Annotated in this window: 17 protein-coding genes; 6 read left to right on the top strand and 11 right to left on the bottom strand. The window is 58.7% G+C overall.

Features of this window, described 5'->3' with window-relative positions; all coding sequences use genetic code 11:
• The first annotated feature begins 130 nt into the window (after nt 1–130).
• Nucleotides 131–1,378: a multidrug effflux MFS transporter gene (locus tag Q1A74_RS15640; protein WP_299598294.1), complete on the top strand. Its 1,248-nt coding sequence runs from the start codon at nt 131–133 to the stop codon at nt 1,376–1,378.
• Here Q1A74_RS15640 and gstA read toward each other — a convergent pair.
• The 5 genes from gstA to Q1A74_RS15615 all read right to left on the bottom strand — a co-directional run bounded on the left by gstA (nt 1,371) and on the right by Q1A74_RS15615 (nt 5,530).
• A complete protein-coding gene (gstA, locus tag Q1A74_RS15635) occupies nt 1,371–1,970 on the bottom strand; it encodes a glutathione transferase GstA (protein WP_299598291.1) in 600 nt (199 codons plus the stop codon). The two genes, Q1A74_RS15640 and gstA, sit on opposite strands and share 8 nt — an antisense overlap.
• A gap of 41 nt (nt 1,971–2,011) precedes the next feature.
• A complete protein-coding gene (locus Q1A74_RS15630; RefSeq protein ID WP_299598287.1) occupies nt 2,012–2,983 on the bottom strand; it encodes a glutathione S-transferase family protein in 972 nt (323 codons plus the stop codon).
• Between the two features lie 21 nt (nt 2,984–3,004).
• Nucleotides 3,005–3,409: a DoxX family protein gene (locus Q1A74_RS15625; RefSeq protein WP_299598283.1), complete on the bottom strand. Its 405-nt coding sequence runs from the start codon at nt 3,407–3,409 to the stop codon at nt 3,005–3,007.
• Nucleotides 3,410–3,596: 187 nt separating this feature from the next.
• On the bottom strand, nt 3,597–4,583 hold the full coding sequence (locus Q1A74_RS15620) for a Gfo/Idh/MocA family oxidoreductase (RefSeq protein WP_299598279.1): 987 nt from the start codon (nt 4,581–4,583) through the stop codon (nt 3,597–3,599).
• A 59-nt stretch (nt 4,584–4,642) separates the two neighbouring features.
• On the bottom strand, nt 4,643–5,530 hold the full coding sequence (locus Q1A74_RS15615; RefSeq protein WP_299598276.1) for a LysR family transcriptional regulator: 888 nt from the start codon (nt 5,528–5,530) through the stop codon (nt 4,643–4,645).
• Between the two features lie 152 nt (nt 5,531–5,682).
• Between Q1A74_RS15615 and Q1A74_RS15610 the strand changes: the two genes are divergently transcribed.
• The 3 genes from Q1A74_RS15610 (at nt 5,683) to Q1A74_RS15600 (ending at nt 9,952) form a co-directional block, all read left to right on the top strand.
• Nucleotides 5,683–6,594: a pirin family protein gene (locus tag Q1A74_RS15610; protein ID WP_299598273.1), complete on the top strand. Its 912-nt coding sequence runs from the start codon at nt 5,683–5,685 to the stop codon at nt 6,592–6,594.
• Between the two features lie 91 nt (nt 6,595–6,685).
• The gene (locus Q1A74_RS15605) at nt 6,686–7,999 is read left to right on the top strand and encodes a sodium:proton antiporter (RefSeq protein WP_299598270.1); all 1,314 of its coding nucleotides are present in this window, start codon (nt 6,686–6,688) and stop codon (nt 7,997–7,999) included.
• 75 nt (nt 8,000–8,074) lie between these two features.
• Nucleotides 8,075–9,952: a monovalent cation:proton antiporter-2 (CPA2) family protein gene (locus Q1A74_RS15600; protein WP_299598267.1), complete on the top strand. Its 1,878-nt coding sequence runs from the start codon at nt 8,075–8,077 to the stop codon at nt 9,950–9,952.
• An 84-nt stretch (nt 9,953–10,036) separates the two neighbouring features.
• On the opposite strand, the gene Q1A74_RS15595 is transcribed toward Q1A74_RS15600, so the two are convergent.
• The 4 genes from Q1A74_RS15595 to Q1A74_RS15580 all read right to left on the bottom strand — a co-directional run bounded on the left by Q1A74_RS15595 (nt 10,037) and on the right by Q1A74_RS15580 (nt 13,900).
• On the bottom strand, nt 10,037–11,344 hold the full coding sequence (locus Q1A74_RS15595) for a cytochrome c (RefSeq protein WP_299598264.1): 1,308 nt from the start codon (nt 11,342–11,344) through the stop codon (nt 10,037–10,039).
• A gap of 2 nt (nt 11,345–11,346) precedes the next feature.
• Nucleotides 11,347–12,954 (bottom strand): GMC family oxidoreductase, encoded by a 1,608-nt coding sequence (locus Q1A74_RS15590; protein ID WP_299598261.1) that lies wholly within the window; start codon nt 12,952–12,954, stop codon nt 11,347–11,349.
• Between the two features lie 3 nt (nt 12,955–12,957).
• Nucleotides 12,958–13,446 (bottom strand): sugar dehydrogenase complex small subunit, encoded by a 489-nt coding sequence (locus tag Q1A74_RS15585; protein WP_299598258.1) that lies wholly within the window; start codon nt 13,444–13,446, stop codon nt 12,958–12,960.
• A gap of 178 nt (nt 13,447–13,624) precedes the next feature.
• Nucleotides 13,625–13,900, bottom strand: coding sequence for a DUF4242 domain-containing protein (locus Q1A74_RS15580; protein ID WP_299598255.1), 276 nt, complete (start codon nt 13,898–13,900; stop codon nt 13,625–13,627).
• A 134-nt stretch (nt 13,901–14,034) separates the two neighbouring features.
• Here Q1A74_RS15580 and Q1A74_RS15575 point away from each other — a divergent pair, with 134 nt between their 5' ends.
• Nucleotides 14,035–14,973, top strand: coding sequence for a LysR family transcriptional regulator (locus Q1A74_RS15575; RefSeq protein ID WP_299598253.1), 939 nt, complete (start codon nt 14,035–14,037; stop codon nt 14,971–14,973).
• On the opposite strand, the gene Q1A74_RS15570 is transcribed toward Q1A74_RS15575, so the two are convergent.
• Nucleotides 14,974–15,546: a lipocalin family protein gene (locus Q1A74_RS15570; protein WP_299598405.1), complete on the bottom strand. Its 573-nt coding sequence runs from the start codon at nt 15,544–15,546 to the stop codon at nt 14,974–14,976.
• 328 nt (nt 15,547–15,874) lie between these two features.
• Here Q1A74_RS15570 and Q1A74_RS15565 point away from each other — a divergent pair, with 328 nt between their 5' ends.
• Nucleotides 15,875–16,447 carry a porin family protein gene (locus tag Q1A74_RS15565; RefSeq protein ID WP_299598250.1) on the top strand — a complete coding sequence of 191 codons (573 nt, stop codon included), beginning with the start codon at nt 15,875–15,877 and terminating at the stop codon, nt 16,445–16,447.
• A 76-nt stretch (nt 16,448–16,523) separates the two neighbouring features.
• On the opposite strand, the gene Q1A74_RS15560 is transcribed toward Q1A74_RS15565, so the two are convergent.
• Entirely contained in the window at nt 16,524–18,845 is a 2,322-nt protein-coding gene (locus Q1A74_RS15560) for a TonB-dependent receptor (RefSeq protein WP_299598247.1), read from the bottom strand.
• Nucleotides 18,846–18,883: the final 38 nt, after the last annotated feature.

The raw sequence follows: 18,883 nt of genomic DNA, 5'->3' as shown, positions 1-18,883 counted from the left end.
CGCAACTGTCATGGAAACCACAGGGCGCGACGGCTACCATGCCCGCGCCCGGTGCTGACTATGCTTGTCCCAGTATCCGCTCGCGCCCCAATCCAACGCTGTACCCGAGCTTCTTTTCACCTGAGTTTTTATGCCCCCGAATTTTTACGATGCCAACGGCAATCCGCCCCGCTGGCTAGCCCCATGCCTCGCCGCACTGGTGGCGCTGACCCCCTTTGCCATTGACACCTATCTGCCGGCCATTCCGGCCATGGCGGCAGCGCTGGGCGTGGAAGTGGCGCAGGTGCAGCACTCGGTATCCAGCTACCTGCTGGGCTTTGCGGTGGGGCAGATCTTTGGCGGGCCGCTGTCGGATCGCTGGGGGCGCATTCTCGTCGGCACCATCGGCCTGTGTATTTTTATCGTCAGCACCACCCTGATCCTGTTCACCAACAACGTGGAAGTGCTGGTGGCTCTGCGCTTCTTTCAGGCGGTGGGGGGCGGTTTTGCCACGGTGATCTGTGGGGCGATTGTGCGCGACCTGTACCACGGCCGCGAGGCGGCGCGGATCATGTCGATGATCGCCACCATGATGCTGATCGCACCCATGGTGGCGCCGGTGATCGGCTCCACCTTACTCACATTCGGCGACTGGCACGCGATTTTCATTTTCCTGCTGGTGTACGGCCTGCTGATGATGATTCTGGTGCGCGGCATTCTGCCGGAGACCGTGTCCCGCTTCCGCCGCGCCAAGCGTCAGCGCCTGCCGCGCCGCAGCATGATCGGGGGCTACGCGCAGATTTTCCGCTGCCGGCGGGCGCTGGGCTTTCTGTTTGGCCAGGCGTTTGTCAGCGGCTGCATGTTTATTTACATCACCACCGCGCCATTTGTGTTTATGGAGCACTTCGGGGTCAGTTCGGAGACTTTCCCCATTCTGTTCGGCAGCTGTGTGCTGGGGCTGGTACTGCTGGTGCAGTTGAATATCCGCCTGCTGAAGGTGTTCGAGCCGCGGCAGATTCTGCTGGTGGGGATCAGCCTGCAGGTGATCTCCTGCGTGCTGTTGCTGGCGAGCACTCTTTATTACGGCAATGCGCAGCCATTGCTGGCGTGGATGATTCCGCTGGTGATGGCGATGGGCTCCGTCGGCATCATCGCGCCCAACTCTGCCGCCTGCTATCTGGAGTTTTTCCCCAATATCAGTGGTACCGCCAATGCACTCTACGGTGCATCGCTGTTTATTTTTGGTGGGGTTCTGGGCGGTGCGGTCAATGCGGTGCACACCGGTACCCTGGTGCCGATCGCGGTGGGTATGCTGTGTTGCTCGGCCGCCGCGCTGTGCCTGGTACTGTTTGTGGCCCGGGCGCGGCGGCCGATAAGTGTGGAAGAGCGGGTTAAATAAGCCCCTCCGCTTTCATGGCTTTCTGCACCCCTTCGCGCTCGGACATACGCTCGGCAAAGGCCTTGAGTTTAGGCCAGCTGCCGGTGTCCACGTCCACCTTGCTGCACCAGTTGTACACGGTAAACAGGTAGGCGTCGGCGATACAGAAGTCGCTGCCCATCAGGTAATCGCCGCCCATATGGTCTTCCACATACTGGAAGCGCTTGGCGAGCTTCTCTTTGGCGGCGGCCTTTTCATCGTCGCTTCCGCCCCAGAACAATGGCCCGAAGGTTTTGTGTATTTCGGTGGAAATGAAGTTCAACCACTCCAGCACCCGGTAGTGGTCCAGGGAGCCGTACTCAGGGGCCAGTTTTTTCTCCGGTTTCTGCTCCGCCAGAAACTGCACAATGGCCGGTCCTTCCGTCAGCAATTCGCCCCCTTCCAGCTGGAGCGCCGGCACGTAGCCCTTGGGGTTCACCTCGGTGTAGTCACCGCCGCTTTCGGTTTCCTTGGTTTTCAGATTGACCTTGCACAGCGCCAGGTCGATACCCGCCTCGCAGGCCACGATATGCGGGGACAAAGAACAGGCGCCGGGGGCGTAAAACAGTTTCATGACAAGTCCTTAGTGGGTTGTTGGTTTAAACCATTGATTTGTCAGCCGCGCCCGTGGGGTGCGGCGTAATCCAGCTCCGGGCCCACCGGCACGATACCGGTGGGGTTAATGTTCTTGTGGCTGGCGTAGTAGTGGGTCTTGATGTGGTGGAAATCCACGGTCTCCGCCACGCCGGGCCACTGATACAGCTCGCGCACATAGCCCCACAGGTTGGAATAATCCGCCAGCCGTTGCTTGTTGCACTTGAAGTGGCCGTGATACACCGCATCGAACCGGATCAGTGTAGTGAATAACCGCCAGTCCGCCTCGGTAATACGGTCACCGGTGAGGTAGCGGTTGTCCTCAAGCCGTTGTTCCAGGTGCTCCAACACTTCAAACAATCGGTGGTACGCCGTCTCGTAGGCCTCTTTACTGGTAGCGAAACCCGCACGGTACACGCCGTTATTGACGTTCTGGTAAACGAGGTCGTTGGTGGCATCGATATCCCCGCGCAGATCCTGTGGATAAAAATCCTGCTCGTCGCCGGTGAGATTGTTAAACGCAGAGTTGAACATGCGGATGATTTCCGCCGACTCGTTACTGACGATCCGCTGCTGCTGTTTGTCCCACAAGATGGGCACGGTGACGCGACCGGAGTAATCACTGCGGTTGCGGGTGTAGATCTGGTGCAGAAATTCGCTGCCGTACAGGTCGTCGCCGCTACTGCCCTCGTCTTTATCGAAGGTCCAGCCATTTTCCAGCATATAGGGGCTGACCACCGACACGGTGATGTATTCCGTCAGTCCTTTCAATTTGCGGAAGATCAGTGTGCGGTGCGCCCAGGGGCAGGCGAGCGAGACGTACAGATGGTAGCGGCCTTTCTCCGCCGCAAATCCGCCCTCACCACTGGGGCCGGCACTGCCATCGGCAGTAATCCAGTTGCGCAGCTGCGCCGCCTCCCGCTCAAATGCACCGCCGCTTTTATTGGTGTCGTACCACTGGTCTTTCCACTCGCCGTTTACCAGCAATCCCATTGATGTCTCCTCAATCTCTTTTTAGCGGCTTCTTACGTTCGCCATCGCATGATCGAAACTGAATTTACCCGCACCAGCACAGGCCAGTATCAGGAAACCGCCGGCGATAGTGATGTTTTTCATAAACATGATCTGTTGCATCTGATCGCCCGGCACATTGTGAAACATCCACGCGCTGATCAGGCAGAAGGCGGCGAAGGCGAGCGCTACCCAGCGGGTAAAAAAGCCGAACAGTATCGCCAGGCCACCGCCCAGCTCCAGTAAGATCACCAGTGGCAACAGGAAACCGGGCACGCCGGCGGCCGCCATATATTCCTGGGTACCGGCGTAGGCGCCGATCTTGCTGTAACCAGCGACGATAAACATCACCGACATCAGAATACGCGCCACCAGCTTGGTGAAATCGCAAATCACACCATTGTTCATGATTCAGCCCTCATGTCTGACTTCTGAAAAAGTAAGTGTATGGCGTGACAACGCTGTTCAGTGTAATTCGGTTTTTAGAAAGGAAAATCGCAGATTTTCGGGTCTAAATATCGAATTTTTAGGTGGGAAATCGGCCCCGGCAGGGCCACGTGAAACGGGAAGGAGAGGGAGGTGGGAAAGGAGTACCCTAGCGAAAATCCGTCAGTATCTGATCCATCACCCGGGACACCTTGCCGCCCTCGGCGCCGGCAACCGGATGGCGGCTCTCGCCATTCAGGTGTTTGACCATATTCTCGATATGGAAGTACTGGATGTTTTCCGGATGGGCGATTTCCACCACTTCAGAGCCGTCCTCGCACTCGAGCACCAGTGGCCTGTCGGCAAATACGGAAAAGCGGATGCTGCCGCGGCTGCCGTGAATCACTACATCGTCAGCGTATTCGCTGGCGCCAAAATTCCAGAAGCCCGCACCGGTAGCGCCGCTATCAAACACCCAACAGGCCGATACCGCATCCTCGGCGTCGTACAGGTTCTGCTGGTTGACGGCGATGCCTTTGGCGTCACGGATATCCCCAGCCAGATGGATAAACAGGTCCAGTCCATGGCAGGCGAGATCGACAAAGTGACCGCCGCCGGAGACCGCCGAATCGGTGCGCCAGTTATATTCCGGTGACAGATCCACAGGCGAGGGCGCGCGGGAATAACTCCAGTTGATATGACGCAGAGTGCCGATTTTTCCGCCATCAATCCACGCTTTCACCCGATTGAAGCGGGGCAGGGAACGGCGGTAATAAGCAACAAACAGCTGTGCATCTTTGTCCTCGAAGGCGGTGGCAATTTCCCGGCACTGGTCAAAATCGAGCGCCATGGGCTTTTCCAGGCAGCAGTGCTTGTTAGCGCTCGCACACTTGAGCGCGTACTCGCGATGGCTACCGGGTGGTGTGGCCACATATATCGCATCGATTTCCGGGTCCTGAATCAGTTCGTCGGCGCTTGCGTAGGTTTTGGGTACGCCGTGGCGGGCGGCGTAATCCCGCAACTTCTCCCGATCCCGGCGCATCACCGCGAGCAGGTGCGAACCCGCGACCTTGTTGAACGCGGGGCCACTTTTGACTTCCGTAACATCGCCGCAGCCGATAATGCCCCAATTGATTGCGTCGCCGTGTCGGTTCATCGGGTACTTCCTGAATTTAGAGGTTGAGTGTGAATGCTCTGCGCTTATCGTCACCGCCGTCATTCCAGCGGCGGCAAACTGTCGCGCAATGCCCGCAGCAATTGGCAGGCGGCAGGGCCGGCGCGATCCTGGTCGGCGTACACCAGATACATGGTCACGTCCCGCTCCCAGGGCGCTTCGGTGCGCAGTGGCAGCAGACGGTCGGCAGACAGGGAGTCGCGAATGCGGGTCTGTGGCAGCCAGGCGAAACCCAGGCCGCGCTCGATGAGCTCAATGGACGTATGCACGTTAGTGACCGTGATACGCTGGTCGGAGCCCAGCCAGCCGGCATCCTGGCGATTTTTCAGGGCGGAATCGCGCATCACGATCTGGCGGCTTGCCTTGAGGTCTTCCCGGTTCACCGGGCGGCCCAGGTGATGCAGCGGGTGGTCCGGGTGGGCGACAGGTAGAAACTTTACCCGCGACACCGGCACACCCACAAACCCCTGGGGCACCCGCGCGGTGAGAATAAAATCCACGTCCTGCTGCAACAGCAACTCTTCAGCACCGGACAGCACCGTCTCGCGGATCTCCAGGCGGGTGTGGGGGTACTCCGCTGCGAAACGCTCCACCGCATTGAGCAGTGCCTCGTAATCAAACAGCACATCCACCGCAAGCCGTAGCTGCGCCTCGGTGCCCGCGGCGAGGCTGGCCGCGACGGACTCCAGCGCCTCGGCTTCATCCAGAAGACCGCCAGCGCGGTTCAGCATGACCCGCCCGGCGTCGGTGAGCTCCGCCTTGCGTCCGCGCACTTCCAGCAGGGCCACGCCGAGGCTCTCCTGCAGTTTGTGTACCGCGTGATTGATGGAAGACTGGCTCTTGTGCACCGCCTCCGCGGCCTGGGAAAAGCCGCCGTGTTCCACCACCGCCTGAAACATGCGCCACTGTTCCAGTGTTACCTTGGCCATGGACTGTCCTTTGTCTTTATTGGTTGTCTGTTTTGACTGAGAGAACGGTTTGAAAACCGGATCTGTCGAACTGCTCGAATATTAGTTGCGATTATTTGCCATTTTCTGGCGATTTTATCGGCCTATACTGCCGGAAATGGAGGAACAGAACCATGTCTAAAGTCACATCAAACAATGCATTCGGCGCCGGCGCGCGGGCACCAGCACGGGTCGTGGCGGGCCATCCATCCGCCGATGGCGCGGGGGTGAAGATTCACCGGGTGGCGGGCTTCCAGTCACAGGACTTCAGCCCGTTTCTGATGATCGATGAAATCCGCTCGGAAAACCGGGATGACTATATCGCTGGCTTCCCGCCGCACCCGCATCGCGGTATCGAAACCCTGACCTATATGTTGAGCGGCGAATTCGAACACCAGGATCATCTGGGCAATCGCGGCGCCATTCATCAGGGCGGTGCACAGTGGATGCGCGCCGGCCGCGGCATTATCCATTCGGAAATGCCGTCCCAGGGAAATGCGGGCATGCACGGTTTCCAGCTGTGGATCAACATGGCGGCCGCAGACAAGATGAATAAGCCGGACTGGCGCGATATTCAGCCGGAACAGGTGCGGGAATTGGCATTGGACGATCGCGGCTCTCTGATTCGGCTGATCGCGGGCCAGTGGCAGATCGCCGGTGAGCCCCAGTGCGCGCCTCTATTGGATACAGCGGCGGATGCGTCGGTGGCGGATCTGCGCCTCGCGCCGGGGGCAGAGACGATCCTGCCGCTGCCGGCAGAACACTCGGCGCTGGTGTATATCTACCGCGGTGCACTCGAAACCGATCGGGGCACTATTTCCCGCGGTAATCTGGTGTTGTTTGGCGGCGGCGAATCGCTACAATTGCGCGCGCCCAAGGATGCACCAGAACAGGGCCCGGGGGAAACACCGGGAGCTGGCATGCTGGTACTGCACGGGCAACCGCTCAATGAGCCGGTGGTGCATTACGGCCCCTTCGTCATGAACACCCGCGAGCAAATCGAACAAACCCTGCGCGACTACAATAACGGCACACTCACCGAGTAACGTTTCAGCGTGCACCGCACTTGTACGAGCCTGCCGGCAGGGCAGGCTCCTACGGTTAGAGGTAACCCCGGCACCGGAGAATTCCCGCCACATGGACGTCTATTACATCTTCTGCTTTCTCGCTGCCATCTCCGTGTTCCTCGGATTCCTCAATCAATATGTATTGCGCACCCAGACCACCATCGCCATTACCGCGGGCTCCCTGGCGCTGTCGCTGATCGTCACCGGCCTCGGCAAGCTGGAAATTGTCGAGCTGCGCGATTGGGTCTCCCAACTGCTGCCGCTGATGAACCTGCAAGACCTGCTGCTGAAAGGCATGCTCGGCTTCCTGCTGTTTGCCGGCAGCCTGCATATCGACCTGTTAATGCTGCGCAACCAGAAAGTGGAAATCACCGTGCTGGCGATTTTCGGCACCTTGATCTCCACCTTCGCCGTGGGTTATATGCTGTACGGATTCCTCAGCGTGATCGGTATGCCCGTAGACTTGGTGTACTGCCTGCTGTTCGGCGCGCTAATTTCCCCCACTGACCCCATCGCGGTGCTCGCCATCATCAAGAGCCTGAAAGCGCCGGAGCAGATTTCGATTCAAGTGGAAGGGGAATCGCTGTTCAACGACGGCTTCGGCATGGTGGTGTTTGCGGTGATCTACGCGCTGGCGTTTGAGGGCACCGAGCCCACATTGCCGGCCATCAGCCACCTGTTTATGGTGGAAGCACTCGGCGGTATTGCCCTGGGGCTCGCCATCGGCGGCCTGTTCCACTGGCTGATCTGCTCCACCAACGACCACAGCCTGGAACTGCTGCTGACCCTGGTGATTCCCACCGCGGGTTTTGCCGCCGCCAATATGCTCGGCGTATCCGGCGCCCTGGCGATGGTGGTTGCGGGGATCATCATCGGCAACTTCACGCGGGAGAAAGGGTTCTCGCGGGTGAGCCAACACGAGCTGGACAATTTCTGGACCATCACCGAAGAATTCCTCAACGGCATTCTGTTCCTGCTGGTGGGGCTGTTCCTGATCACCATCGACTTCAAACCCATCGATTACGTCTTGATCCTGGCGGCCATCGTCATCGTACTGCTGGGCCGCACCCTCGCTGTAAGTGTGCCCTTTGTTTTTCTCAAGCGCCGCCGCAAATACCATCCGTATACGGAGCGGATTCTGATATGGGGCGGGCTGCGCGGCGGCCTGGCACTGGCGCTGGCCATGTCGATACCCGGGGGCTATGCCATCAGTGGCATTGCAGACAACAGCAGTCACGACCTGCGACATCTGTGGGTGGTGATGACCTACGGCGTGGTAGTCTTCTCTATCGTGGTGCAGGGCTCCACCATCGGTCCGTTAATCCGGCGCAGCCGCGCCGCCAGCTGCCCGGAAACGTCCGAGCCCAGCCCGCAGACGGATTGAGCGCGCTGAATCACGCGCGCTCCCCTGACCAATAAGCTCGACCAGAGCACAAGAACAGAAGCACAAGACCAGGCCATGCCCCACGACAACTTTCTACTTCAGACGGTCATATTTCTCGCCGCTGCCGTTATTTCCGTCCCCCTGGCCAAGCGCCTGGGATTTGGCTCAGTACTCGGCTATCTGGTGGCGGGGGTACTGATCGGCCCCCACGCCTTCGGCCTGGTAGGAGACACCAGCGACGAACTGCACTTTGCGGAATTCGGCGTGGCGCTGATGCTGTTTCTGATCGGCCTGGAACTGCAGCCTAAAAAGCTCTGGGCTCTCCGGGGCGCCATCTTCGGCACCGGCGGCGCGCAGGTGTTGTTGACCGCCGGCGCCGTATGCGGGCTGGCAATCGCATTGTTCGACTTCAGCTGGCGCACCGCCACTGCGGTAGGCCTGATTCTCGCCCTGTCTTCCACCGCCATCGTGCTGCAGTCCCTGTCGGAAAAAAACCTGCTCAAAACCGAGGGCGGGCGCAATGCGTTCAGTGTATTGCTGTTTCAGGATATTGCGGTGATTCCGATTCTCGCGCTGCTGCCACTGCTGGCCACCGTGGAAGTCGCCACAGACCCGGACGACCTGCAGGGCTGGGCCTACGCACTGGCGGTCCTCGGTTCGATCATGGCTCTGATTCTGGCGGGGCGCTACTTGCTCACCCCGCTGCTGCGCATTGTGGTGGGCACCCGCACCCGCGAGCTGTTTACCGCGTGCTCACTGCTGATCGTGCTGAGTGCCGCGGCACTGATGAGCTGGTTGGAATTGTCGCCGGCACTGGGCACCTTTATAGCCGGTGTGGTTCTGGCAGAAAGCGAATTTCGCCACGAACTGGAAGCGGATATCGAGCCGTTTAAAGGTTTGCTGTTGGGGCTCTTTTTCCTCGCCGTCGGCGCCACACTGGACCTGGCACTGGTAATGCAAAAACCGCTGCTGTTGCTCGGTTTACTGGCGTTACTGGTGCTGGTGAAATTCGGCATTCTGTTTGCGCTGGCGCGGGTGCGCGGCATGGCAAAAGGCGAGGACTGGTTGTTTGCGTTATCGCTGGCGCAGGCGGGAGAGTTCGGCTTTGTGCTGCTGGCCTACGCCAGCCAAAATCACGTGCTGCCCGCAGAAGTATCCAGCGTGTTGATTGCCCTGATCGCGCTGTCCATGGCGTTTACGCCGCTGTTGCTGCTGGCCTACGAACAACTGATTCAACCGCGCTTTTTCAGCGGCCCGCGGCAACCGGATATTACCGACAGCGCGCCCCAGGATGACGGCTCACCGGTGATCATCATCGGCTACGGCCGCTACGGACAGATTTCCGGTCGCCTGTTGAACGCCTGCGGTTTCGAAACCACCCTGCTGGAGCACAACGCCGAACAGCTAGAGTTGGTGCGCCGCTACGGCATCAAGGCCTACTATGGCGATGCCTCCCGGGAAGACCTGCTGCACGCAGCGGGTGCAGACAACGCGAAAATCGTGATCCTGACGCTCAGCGATCAGGCCGCGTCGCTGGAGATCGTCAGCCGCATCCAGAAATACTTCCCGCACCTCACTATCCTGGCCCGTGCGCGCAACCGCATGCATCAGTATGCGTTGATGGAAGCGGGCGTAAAGTATATCTACCGGGAAACCATCGACAGCGCCCTGGAAATCGGTGCCGGCGCGCTGCAGCTACTCGGCCTGTCCTACCATCAGGCCCATCGCGCCGCACGCAAATTCAAACAGCACGACCAGCGCATGCTGGAATCCCTGTTCCCCTACTGGCGCAACGAATCCCAGCACGCGGCAAAAACCAAAATCTACCGGGAGCAGTTGCTGCAGGCCCTGCAGGAAGACCGGAGAGACCCGGACCTACACCTGGACCACCATTGGGACACCGGCGAAAAGGCGAAAGACAGCGGGGAACCGGGGGTAAAACCCGGCCTGTAATCGCCAATCCTCGAGCGGTAGCAGGCGGGAACCCTTCGGCAGAATCACGCTCTGACACAGCGTGCTGGTCTTGGGTAAAGCCCCTCAGCTTTGGTTTTTAGAGTTTGTTCCAAACTGCCTGCGCAGATATCCGAGTAGTTTCTGCAATTGCTCCTGATCCAGTTCACGGGAGAATCCCGGCATCATTTTTTCTTCGCCATCCACCGTGCGGCGCACCCCCTGGAGAATCGCCTGCCGCAGGTTGTGGTCACTTTCCGCCCCCACGGTAGAGTTATGCACCAGTGACGGGTAATAGCCGTCTTTGCTGCCGGTACCATCCACACCGTGGCAAGTGGCGCACATCCCCAGGTACAAACGTGCGCCATCGGATGCTGCGTTGAGATTCATGGGCTCCGCATCCCGCCGGATCAAGTTACCTCGTTTGATGACGACGTCCGTCGCCGGTGTACCCCGCTTTTGTCGGGGAGCCCGGTCGGGGCCTTTTACCGGCGGTATCGTGCGCAGGTAGGTGACCATTGCCGCAACATCGCTGTCTTTCATCTGTGAAAGACTGTTTTCAATGACTTCTGCCATAGGACCACCCGCTTGCGCCAACCGGTTGACGTGACCGGTGGTCAGGTATTGCGTTAACTGCTCTTCGCTCCACAGTCCAATACCGCTATCCGGGTCCGGGGTAATGTTGTAGGCCTGCCAACCGTCCAGTATTGGGCCGCCGCCAAGGAATCCTTTTTCGGTTTGGTCGTAGGCCTTGTCCTGAAAAGCCAGGCCACGGGGAGAGTGGCACTCGCCACAGTGAGCCAGGCCCTGGACCAGATAGGCACCGCGGTTCCAGGCTGCACTCTGTTCAGGATCTGCTTCGAACGGCTCGTCGGGTACGAACAGATAGTTCCAGACTTTGAGCGGCCAGCGCGCACTCAAGGCACGGCGAATTTTATTTTCGGGTGTCGCCTGATGGACTGGTGCTACGCCAAACAGAAAGTAGGCATAGAGCGCCCGGATATCTTCATCGGTGATTTTTGCGTAGGCGTCGTAGGGCATCGCCGGGTAGAGATTCCGGCCATCCTTGCCGATGCCATGGCGCAAGGCACGCTCAAATTCCTCGAGCTGCCAAGTGCCGATTCCCGTGTGGATATCTGGCGTGATGTTGCTGGTGTAAATGGTGCCGAGCTTGTGTATCGGCATCGGCCGCCCTCCGGCAAACACCGAGCCGCCTGGCGCAGTGTGGCAGGCCTTACAGTCACCCAGCACCGCGAGATAGCGCCCCTTTTCAATCAATTCAGGTTTGTTTAGCTCCCGGTTGACCTCTTCCGCAGCAGCGTGGTCCCAGACTTCCTGCGCCCAGGTGTAACCAACGAACAGCAGTAGAAATAAGGCGGGCAGGGTCCACTTCACGATCACGCTTCCTGCAGCAGGGTATCCGCCAGGCGCAGGGCCAGAGCGGCGATTGTGAGGGTAACGTTGACCGTGCCCACGGTGGGCATGACGGAACTACCGGCGATAAACAGGTTGGGGTGGTCGAAGACACGGCAGTTCTTGTCCACCACAGAGTCTTCAGACTTGTCACCCATGATGGTGGTGCCAGTGATGTGGTTATTGGGGGCAAAGTCGTCGGTAAAAGTGACCTCTGTACCACCCATCACCCTGGCGATCTCTGCATAGGTTTCACGGGTGTGCGCCGCACTTTTCACCACATAGTCGTCGATCGAGTAAGTAATTTCTGGTCGGGGAATACCACTGGCATCTTTTTCAGATGTACTCGGTTGGATACGGTTTTGCGGTTGCGGCAGTATCTCGTGGAAACTGTTGAATTCGACGTAGCGCGCAGCACGATCCCGAATACGTGCGGTGAGTTCGGGTATGTTGATGGCTTCGCGCTCGCGGAGCACAGCACGGGTATTTTTTTCCACCGCGGATATATTCGACAGGTGTAATTTTTTGCCGGCGTACCGCGCGCGGAAATCCCCATCGCGATAGCCAATCACCGAGGTCATTTCCTGGGGGCCGCGCCCCGGCCACAGGGGCTCGTCGGCGTAAAATTGTACGCCGGTGCCCGGGTGGTCCATCAGGTTGCGCCCGACCATGTCCGAACTGTTGCCCACGCCGGTAGGGTTGTGGCGGCCGCGAGACATCAACATCAGTTTCGGGGTTTCGATGCCGTTGGCGGCAAGAATGAAGGTGCCGCCAGAGACGCGGTGATTGTTGCCCGCCGGGTCTTTGTATTCTGCCGCGACGATACGATCGCCCTCACTGACCAGACGATTGACCACCGCGCTATGAATCAATTCTGCACCGCTCGATTCCGCTTTCTCCACATGCACAATACCGCTGTACATGGCTCCTATCGGGCAGATGGGCATGCAATTATTGTTGCCGCAACAGGTGGGCCGACCGTCGTACGGCCGGCTGTTGCGCGCCACCGGTTCAGTCACGACCTTCCACGCCGGGTTGTGGCGGTTCATCCGCGCTTTGACCTGCGCTTCGTTATAGGAAAGCGGCAGTGGTTGCATGGGGTAGGGTACAGTGCGCGGTGACCCCAGCTCTTCGTCTTGCGGTCCCCAGACCCCGAGCTCCTGTTCCGCGCGACCATACCAGGGCTCGAGGTCGTCGTATTCAATTGGCCAGTCGCGGCCGATCCCATACAGGCTTTTCAGCTTGAAATCGCTCGGCAGAAAACGCCAGCACGAAGCGGCCCAATGCCAGGTGGTACCACCCACAGCGCGAATATATTGGGAGTTGAATTTATGCGTGCCCTTTAAAATCAGGTAGTCATTGGCAAATTCACCGTACTCGGGATGGGGTGCCCAGGGCGCGGAGCGGTATGCCGCCATAAAATCCATCTTGTCGGCCTGATTGCGGAAACGCTCCACCGTCTGCCAGCGCGGCACCCGCGGCCCAGCCTCCAGGATGATCACCGATTTTCCCGCCCGAGCCAGCGCATTGGCCACCAGCGCCCCGGCCACACCGGAGCCAATCACGACAAATTGGGCTTCCTTGCCTGCCACCGGTTACACCCTCCCAAGGTTCGGTTTTGGCGCGCTGGCCCAGGCGCCAGGCTTGCCATCGCAATAGGATCGCGGCACCAGCACATCGGCGGTCAACCGGTACATCAGCGCGCGCTCATAGGTCACCAGTTGCTTGCCGACCACACCGAGATACCAGGCAGACACAATGAGCAACGCCACTGGCGAGTCCATTTCCCCAGGGCCTGGGTTGTCCGGGAACAGGTCCAGCTGCTGCGGGAAACTTGGATACTCGCTATTGAGAGCCGCCAACAGGCGTATCGCTACCCGTTCGTCTAACCGGGTGTTCAGGGGGAGGGGGCTCAGGAGTTTCTGGGAGACACTGAAGAACTTGCCGAGGCGCTGCTCCGCGTCCTTTACCTGCTCCGGTGTCGCGTGTAGCAGCGCCACCGGGCATACCGCCAGCCCACCTCCCAGCACCAGCTGTGTACGCAGAAACCGGCGCCGACCGCCACTGTAATTTCTCGAGCCCACGGCGCCTCCCGCCTATAAATCCATCAGCTACAGGCAGTATAGGAAACGCTGTTTGGGACGCATGGTGAGGACGCGGATAACCTCTATGGGAAATTTGTTAGGAAACTGTTCGTCGGGCGGGCCCCCGGTGAGTCTGAGTAATTGACGCCTTGCGCCAGCCCGCACCGACCATTGGGGCTCAGTTGTTCGCGGTGGTGGGATCGATCACCTGGCTCACTTCGGTAATGGTGGAAACGGGGATGCCACTCAATTCCGCGTGATCGCGGATAACCGACTCATCATCCGCCAGATAAATGCAAAAGGTTTTATCACCCGCCACATAGCTGTGCTGCCACTGGATGCGCGGGGCCAGTTGCGCCAGCGCACCGTTGGAAGCCCGCGCTGCGCCGCACAATTCGGTTAACGACATGGCACCAATGCCGGGGATTTCGCGTTCGATAATGAATTTTTTCATGTTTCACCTGTTGAACTGGTTGAGGGGTTTTGACCGTTTCAAAGTGCAGCTGCAGGTTTATTGTTGAACTCCGCCGTGCATCCCACAAGCGGTAAAATCTTTACCCCTCTAAAGATTTTCTTTATTGTTTTTCCATGACGCGACTATCTCACCTCAACAGCCTGCAAGCCCTGGAAGCGGCAATTCGCTGCGGCTCCCTGAAAAAGGCCGCGCGGGAACTGAATATCTCCGCGGCGGCGGTCGGCCAGCGCATCCGCACCCTGGAGGAATATATCGGCCGCCCGCTGCTAACTCGCGATAGCAGTGGCCTGGTTGCATCGAGTGAATTACGGGAGGCCGAGGCGCAGCTGGCACAGGGGTTTGCCTGTTTGCAGCAGGCCGCGGAGACCCTGCGCATTCCCCATTCCAACCGGGTGACCGTGGCCGGCAACGCGGATTGGCAGGACCTCTGGCTGCGGCCCCGGATACAATATTTCACACAGCAACACCCGGAAATCGAATTGTTTGTCGCCGGCAACCCGCCAAGTGACCCGAGCGGCCTCAATGAGCCTGACCTCACTGTGGAATTCTGTGAGGGTGAGGCAGATACACTGCTGTTCAGGGAATACCAGCTGCCGCTGATCTCACCGGAAAATAAGGCGCGCATTCAGCACATCGCCGAATCGGAAAAACTGGATGGCTTCCCGCTGCTGCATCTGCTGGAAGCCAGTGGAGACCCCAAGTTGCTGAATTGGCCGGGGTGGGTAAAGCAGTTTGGCGGCCGCAGCAGCGGTGCCGAGCGGGGGGTGCGCTACAGTCGGCTTACTCATGGACTGCAAGGGGTGCATTCCCACGCGGGCGTTCTGCTCGGCGGCGTCAGCTTACTGATCGACGAAATGGAATCCGGCAAGATCGAGCTGCCCTTTGCCGCGGAAAAAGGTCGCTGGAGCCATTACGGCTACCACCTTCAGCTTCGCCCGCAATCCAGCGGCAGAAAACCCGTGCAGGTTTTCGTCCAATGGCTCTGTCACCAGGCCGCATCTACCCGAGAGCAACTCGAAAGGCTTGTGACCCCCAAAACCGTTCCGGCGTGATCAATCTCTACCATTCGAACCACTTGGGCTCGGGCCACTGTTGCGCGCATCGCTACCCCCATCGAGCGCGGACTGCTCCACGAAAATCAACTGGTCGGTAGGGAAGCCCAGTTCGCTGGCACGCTTCAAAAACCGCTCCTTCACTGCCGCACTCACCGTGGGTGTACGCGACAACAGCCACAGGTAGGACCTGTCCGGGCCCGAAATCATTGAGTAGCGGTAATCGTCGTCCAGCTCGAAGATGATGTAGGAGCCGTAAAAAGGCCCGAAGAAAGATACCTTGAGGTGGCCCACATCGGGCGCGCCGACAAAATAGGCCTTACCCTCGGCGTCCTGCCACTCGGCTTTCTCCGCCTCAAAGCCCCGGTTCAATACTTTCACCCCGCCGTCCTCGCGCAGGGTGTATTCCGCCGTCACCCGGCTCAAACCACGCTCAAAGGAATGATCGAGGCGCGCGATTTCATACCATTTGCCGAGGTAACGATCGAGTTGAAAGTTGTCCACCGGATCAACACCTTCGGGTATGCCGGTGCAACCGGCGATCAGCAGCGATGCGCCGGTCACCAGATACATCCGCAGGTATTGCAAAAAATGGTTAAACACGCATCACCTCCACCACTTTCACCATCTCTTGTTTGGTATTCATACGGTCGTTTAACGGATACAGATTTATGTACTGGATAAAAAAACAAATGTTGCAAAAAACCTGAAAAAATTTCTGAAACGCGGCGCTTTTCAAACCCTGCCACATCCGATTGAACTCGATACGCGAGACTCCTGTCTTGGGAGCATAGCCAATGATTTCCGCAGTCAGGAAAACATCGGACAACGTCTCACAGGTTTTTACACAGGATGTTTCGCCGGCCCTTGTCGCCGGTAAGAAACAACAGAGGAGTACGTCATGAAGAAATCCATTTCAATCAGTGCTATCACCAGCCTGTTACTGGGCAGCGCAATCTCCGCACAAGCGGCATCAAACGACGACCGCGGGCTGTATGTCGGTGCTTCTTATGGCTACATGAAGGCGAGAGATGCAGAAGAGTTTAACGATGAAAACGACATCAGCAGACTGCTGGTCGGCGCCCAGCTGAACAAATTTGTCGGTATCGAGGGCGGCTATATCGATTTCGGAAAATATGGTGGTGATTTCGCCAGCGCCAAAACCGATGGCTATACCCTCGGCGTCAACCTGACGCTGCCCGTCACTGAAACTTTCGGTCTCTACGCCCGCGCCGGGCAGATGTGGTGGGACTCAAACTACAACGTATTGGGAGCAGGAGACGATGCCAATGGCAACGAACTCTTCTACGGCGCCGGCGCGAAAATGGCACTGACCCAGAATGTGGATCTGCGCCTGGAGTACAGCCGTTACAAGGTTCAGTTTGAAACCGATGAAATTGGCGCAGCAGCGGAAATCGACGAGCTCGACACCGACCTCGATTATGCCAACGTGACTCTTCAGTACATGTTCTGAATCGTTGCTGATCCAACCACAAAAAAGCCCGGCAGGTTTACGCCTGCCGGGCTTTTTTTGGTCTTGGGAAACCGCGTTAGAAATTCGCTTCCATACGCAGAGTGGCCAGACGCGGTTGGCCGAGGGTGGTGGAGTAACCGCCGTCGTCCGGTTGCACGATGTATTCTTCATCGAACAGGTTGGTCACCGTCAGGTAGGTGGCGAAGTTTTCCCATTCATATCCGCCGCGCAGGTTTACAACCCAACGCGCATCGCTTTTCGGATCGTAGCGGGGGTCATCTTCCGGCAGGTTTCGCACATAGGGATTCACCACCGCCTGGGCCTCACCCTGGTAATTGGCGTTGGCATTGAACACGATACCCTGGTCGCCGCGATAGGTGACGCCGAGGTTGGCGGTGGAGTCCGGGGCGCCGGCGAAGGCGCGGCCGGACAGGTCGAAGGTCTGGCCGGGCTGTACGATTTCGAACTCGGTGAATTCGGTATCACTGATACCAACACCGGCAAAGCCCTGCCACTGCGGAGTGATCTGATAGGCCAGCTCGACCTCGAAACCGCGCACGCTGGATTCGCCGCTATTCACGGTTTCACTGTCAAACTGGTTGGTGCTCAGCTGAGAGGCTACCTGCTGGTCTTGCCAATCCACCTGGTACAGGTTGGCGTTGGCCAACAGGCGGCCGTCGAGCCACAGGGAGCGGAAAGCCAGTTCGTAGTTCCAGGTGTATTCGGCGTCGTACACAAAGGTTTCGCCGCGCGCCACGTTGGTGCCGACCCCACCGGAGCGGTAACCCTTTTGCACGGTAAAGTTGGTGGACATATCCGGGGTCCAGTGCCAGGTGGCACCGACTTTCGGCAGCACTTCTTCAAACTCGCGCTCGACACGGGGTTCGACGCCGGACGCAGCAGCCGCAAAGCCGAGGATGTAATTGTTGAAGGTATCTACATAAAAACCGGTGACTGGATCAAAGTCGGCGGGGTTCGGCATAGCGTCAGTGTTGACGATGGTGAACAGGTCTTCGCCTTCGTTGGCCTGGGTCTCGCGGTCATAGCGCAGACCGGCAGTCAGGTCGAGCTGGTCGGTGACAGAATAGGTCACGTCGGCAAATATCGCCGCGCTCTCAACGTACTGATCCAGAAAGCCGTCACTGTTGACCTGGGCCGGGTTGAAGTTGCCGTACAGAGACAGGAGTCCAGCGGCGGACTCCACCGGTACACCGAACTGCGCGGCAATGATTTCCGGGGTAATCCCCAGTTCGAGGAACGACAGCAGGCGGTTGCCTTCGTAGACGTCGCGCACTTCGAGGTCCGAGTAATAACCACCAATCACACCGGTAACGCGCTCGTAGTCAAAATTGAACAGCACTTCCTGGCTCAGGGTCTGATCGACGCGATCATCGTACTGGGTCGCACCGGCGACCTCGGAGGCATCGCCATCCCATTCATAGCCGTAATTGGAATCGCTGTAGGCGGTACTGGAGGTGATGCTCCAGTGCGGGTTCAGCTCGTAGGTCAGCTTCAGGACCGCCATATCCGTATCGGTGTACTCGAAGGTCGGGTCGTTGAAGGTGGTCTGCTGGTTTTCAAACGGATCTTCCGACGGGTTGATCCATTTTACCCCCTGCTCGGTTTCGCCAGTGGTCAGGGTGAGAAGGGCGCTCAGGTCCGGCAGGGCGGCGGGCTCGTACAGCAACTTCAGGCGCAGGGTCTGATCATTTTCGTAGTTGCTGTTTTCACCGCGGGTGATGTTGGGGATATAGCCGTCGAAGCTGCGGTCTTCCGCGGCGAGTCGGAACGCCAGCTGGTCTTCAATGATCGCGCCACCGAAGGCGACCGCGGATTCCTGTCGGCCCTCTTCACCCACACCGAGGCGGCCGCGGAAGGTCCAGTCGTAGGTCGGGTCGACAGTATTCATCACCACAGCACCGGCCAGCGCGTTGCGCCCCTGCAAGGTGGACTGGGGTCCGCGCAGAACTTCCACCTGCTGTACATCCCAGGTGGAGAAACCGCCTTTCTGAATCATGCGATACGGCAGTACCGCGCCGTCGGAATACACACTGGTAAGGAAGCTGTTGCCACCGCCGGACACGTTGAACGCATCGATACCGCGAATGGTAAAGCCGCGGCCGGGGGTGCTGGTGACGTTAGGGGTACGCTCCAGAACATCGTACAAGCCGTTGATGTTCTGCTCTTTGATATCCGTTGCCGTCACCACCTTTACACTGGTGACCGTATCCTGCAGTGAGCGCTCGGTTTTCTGGCCCACCACCAAAACCTCTTCGAGACCGACGGTTTCCGGCGCGTCGCTCTGGGCGAACGAGGAAGCGGAAAAGACAACACCGGACGCGGCGCTCAACGCCACCGCGCGGCACAGCGGGTGACGAACAAATTTCCTTGCTGACATCATTAACTCCAATCGTATTTTCTTAGAACCAGAAACCA

The organism is uncultured Microbulbifer sp., assembly GCF_947504145.1.
GTDB lineage: Bacteria > Pseudomonadota > Gammaproteobacteria > Pseudomonadales > Cellvibrionaceae > Microbulbifer.
The sequence above is the reverse complement of the archived record's forward strand: the minus strand, read 5'-3'. Positions and strand labels throughout refer to the sequence as shown.